Source organism: Burkholderia sp. LMG 13014 (assembly GCF_905232215.1).
GTDB lineage: Bacteria > Pseudomonadota > Gammaproteobacteria > Burkholderiales > Burkholderiaceae > Burkholderia.
This window is the reverse complement of record NZ_CAJNKE010001076.1, coordinates 1-611: the sequence shown is the minus strand read 5'-3', so window position 1 is coordinate 611 and position 611 is coordinate 1. Positions and strand designations below refer to the sequence as shown.

The window sequence follows — 611 nt, the reverse complement described above, 5'->3', positions numbered from 1 at the left end:
GCGAACGTGCAGCCGAACTCGGGTTCGCAGGCGAACCAGGGCGTGTTCTTCGCGATGCTCAAGCCGGGCGACACGATCATGGGCATGAGCCTCGCGCACGGCGGCCACCTGACGCACGGTTCGCCCGTGAACATGTCGGGCAAGTGGTTCAACGTGGTGAGCTACGGCCTGAACGAAAACGAAGACATCGACTACGAAGCAGCCGAGAAGCTCGCGCAGGAACACAAGCCGAAGCTGATCGTCGCGGGCGCATCGGCGTTCTCGCTGAAGATCGATTTCGAACGTCTGGCGAAGATCGCGAAGTCGGTCGGCGCATACCTGATGGTCGACATGGCTCACTATGCGGGCCTGATCGCAGCGGGCGTGTACCCGAACCCGGTGCCGCACGCGGACTTCGTGACGACGACGACGCACAAGAGCCTGCGCGGCCCGCGCGGCGGCGTGATCCTGATGAAGGCCGAGTACGAGAAGCCGATCAACTCGGCAATCTTCCCGGGCATCCAGGGCGGCCCGCTGATGCACGTGATCGCGGGCAAGGCGGTGGCGTTCAAGGAAGCGCTGTCGCCGGAGTTCAAGGCGTACCAGGAGAAGGTGGTCGAGAACGCACGCGT

Annotated in this window: 1 protein-coding gene; it reads left to right on the top strand. The window is 64.0% G+C overall.

Features of this window, described 5'->3' with window-relative positions:
• On the top strand, positions 1-611 hold a 611-nt coding region (locus tag JYJ84_RS37465), incomplete at both ends, for a serine hydroxymethyltransferase (protein ID WP_205187504.1).